Raw genomic sequence first — 2572 nt, forward strand, 5'->3', positions numbered from 1 at the left:
GGCCGGGAAAAACTGGCTGCCGGCCGCGATCGGCTTCATCGTTTCCGGGACTTTGATCCCTCTGGCGTCTTTGCTGGCCCTGGCGGTTACCAGAGCCGACGGGATCTACGGCCTGGCCCGGCCTTTGGGCAAAAAGTTTGCCCTGGTCTTTCTGATCCTGGTTCACCTGACCCTGGGGCCGCTGTTCGCGACCCCGCGGACGGCAACGGTGCCGTTTTCCATGTTTTCCAGCCATTTTTCCGCTGGGATGCAGCCGTGGGCCCTGCTGATCTACTCAGCCATCTTCTTCGGGATCGTTTACTACTGTTCACTGAGTGAAGGCAAGATCACCGACCGCGTCGGCAAGATTCTGAACCCGTCCTTTTTGATCCTGCTCTTCATCATCTTCCTGATCGCCCTGTTCAACCCGATGGGGTCGACCAGCACGACCGCGGCCACGTCTGACTACTTGAACGCGGCCTTCATCAACGGCTTCCTGCAGGGCTACAACACCCTGGACGCCCTGGCTGCCCTGGCCTTCGGGATCACGGTGGTCAGCGCCATCAAGAACTTCAAGCTGGCAGAAGGGCGGGAAACTTCCCTAGCCCTGGCCAAGACCGGTGCCATCGGCTTTGCCGGCATCGCCATCATCTACCTGGTTCTGGTTGCCCTGGGCGCCAGCAGCCTGCACTACTTCAAGCTGTCAGAAAACGGCGGGATCGCCTTCGCGCAGATCGCCAACCACTACCTGGGCAGCTTCGGTGAAGCCCTCCTGGCAACCTTGGCCACCATCACCTGCATGTCCACGGCGATCGGCCTGGTAGTTGCCTTTGCCCAGGACTTCCACAAGCGTTTTCCAAAAATTTCCTACCGGACTTTCCTGACCTTCAACTGCCTGCTGTCCTTTGCCATTGCCAATGTTGGCCTGACGACGATCATTTCCTGGTCAACGCCGGTGCTGATGTTCCTGTACCCGCTGTCGATCGCCCTGATCTTCTGCGGCCTGACCAGCAAGCTGTTCGGCAATGACCCGGCAGTTTACAAGTTCACGGTTTACTTCACGATCATTCCAGCGCTTTTTGACGGCTTGAACGCCGCTCCGAGCGTGATTTCCGGCACTCCTTTGGCCAAGGCGGCTTTGGCCTTTGCTGGCCACTACCTGCCATTCTTCTCTCTGGGCCTGGGCTGGCTGACCTTCGGGATCGCCGGCTACCTGCTGGGGCTGGGGATGCACTTGTACAAAAGCCGGGCGGAGAACCGGGCAGTCGAATTAGACTAGCCGGCTGGTAAGTTTCTTTGTAAAAATTAGCAAAAAAGCAGCGCGAAAGCTCAATTGACGGCTTTCGCGCTGCTTTTGTCTTTGCTGTTAATTGGGATAGTCCGGCTGGAAGAGACTGCCATAAGTATTCTGGCGGCCGTTGCGCTTGATCTGGTAGAGGTTGTGGTCGGCCAGGCGCAGCATGGCCTTGATTTCGTCGGGGGTCCGGGCGGTGCCGTAGGCGTAGCCGACGGAAATGCTGATGGTCAGGTAAAGGTCCAGGATCTGGGCATGTTCCAGTTCCAGGCGCAGCCGCCGGTCCAGGTCCTTGATGATGGCCGGATCGGCCATGTCGCGCATGACCAGGAACTCGTCGCCGCCGTAGCGGTAGCAGTGGCCGATCCCGTAGGTCTCCAAGAGGGCCTGGCTGATCTTCTTCAGGACCTCGTCGCCGTAGCGGTGGCCGAAGTTGTCGTTGAACTTCTTGAAGTGGTCGACGTCCAGCATCATCACCAGGGTCGGCTTGCCGGTCAGGTAATGGAAGTCGCGGGCAAAATTGTGCCGGTTCTTCAGGCTGGTCAGGTCGTCGCGGGCAGCTTCATGCTCCAGCCGGTTCAGCCGCTTGCTGGTGCCGGTGACGTCCATGAAGAAGCCGATCAGGCCGATGATCTGCCCCTGGTCATAGATCGGCGCCTTGAAGGTCAGGATTTCCCGGACCCGGCCGCGGGCAATGGTCTTGCCGATTTCCTTGATCGGCATGCCGTCCCTCATGAGCTGGGTTTCGCTGTCTTGGAACTTTTCCGGCTGGGCGTTCAGCTGCAGGTCGTCGTCGGTCCGGCCAATCACGTCGGCCAAGGAGAGCCCGTAGTAGTTCAAAAAGTGCTGGTTGGCGCCCACGAAGCGGCGGTCCTTGTCCTTCCAGAAGAGGCCCAGGCGGATCCGGTGGGTGATGGCGTCCCAGAGGTTTTCGGTCGTGATTTCCCCGGCGGTCTTGTCCAGAAAGACCGGGTTGCGGACCGGCTGTCCGTCAAGGGTGGACAGGAAGGCCTTGGTCTGCCCGTCTTCGGCGACCTGCTGCAGCAGGACCCGGTAGTGGAAGTGCGGCCCCATCAAGGTGTAAGAAGAGGCGTCGCCGACTTCCGAGCAGCTCCTGATGGCGTCCCAGAAGCGCAGGCTGTTGTTGTCAGCGGCCTGGTTGAGCTCTGTCAGGTACTCCTCCGGCGTCTGGCCGATTTCATCCAGCCAGCCCTGGGTCGCCGGGTTCAGGTAGGCCAGGCTGGCCCGGCCGTCGCTGATGAGATAGATGACGACGGGATTGCTGCTGCCGACGGCCGG

The 2572-nt window shown here is 60.1% G+C and carries 2 protein-coding genes; one reads left to right on the forward strand and one right to left on the reverse strand.

Features of this window, described 5'->3' with window-relative positions:
- On the forward strand, window positions 1–1258 hold a 1258-nt coding region (gene brnQ / locus lacNas_RS03025), incomplete at its 5' end, for a branched-chain amino acid transport system II carrier protein (protein ID WP_201331479.1).
- 87 nt (window positions 1259–1345) lie between these two features.
- On the opposite strand, the gene lacNas_RS03035 is transcribed toward brnQ, so the two are convergent.
- Window positions 1346–2572, reverse strand: a 1227-nt coding sequence (locus tag lacNas_RS03035) for a sensor domain-containing diguanylate cyclase (protein ID WP_244661409.1), incomplete at its 5' end; no start/stop codon positions are given.

The sequence above is a fragment of the Lactobacillus nasalidis genome (assembly GCF_016587775.1).
Taxonomy (GTDB): Bacteria; Bacillota; Bacilli; order Lactobacillales; family Lactobacillaceae; genus Lactobacillus; species Lactobacillus nasalidis.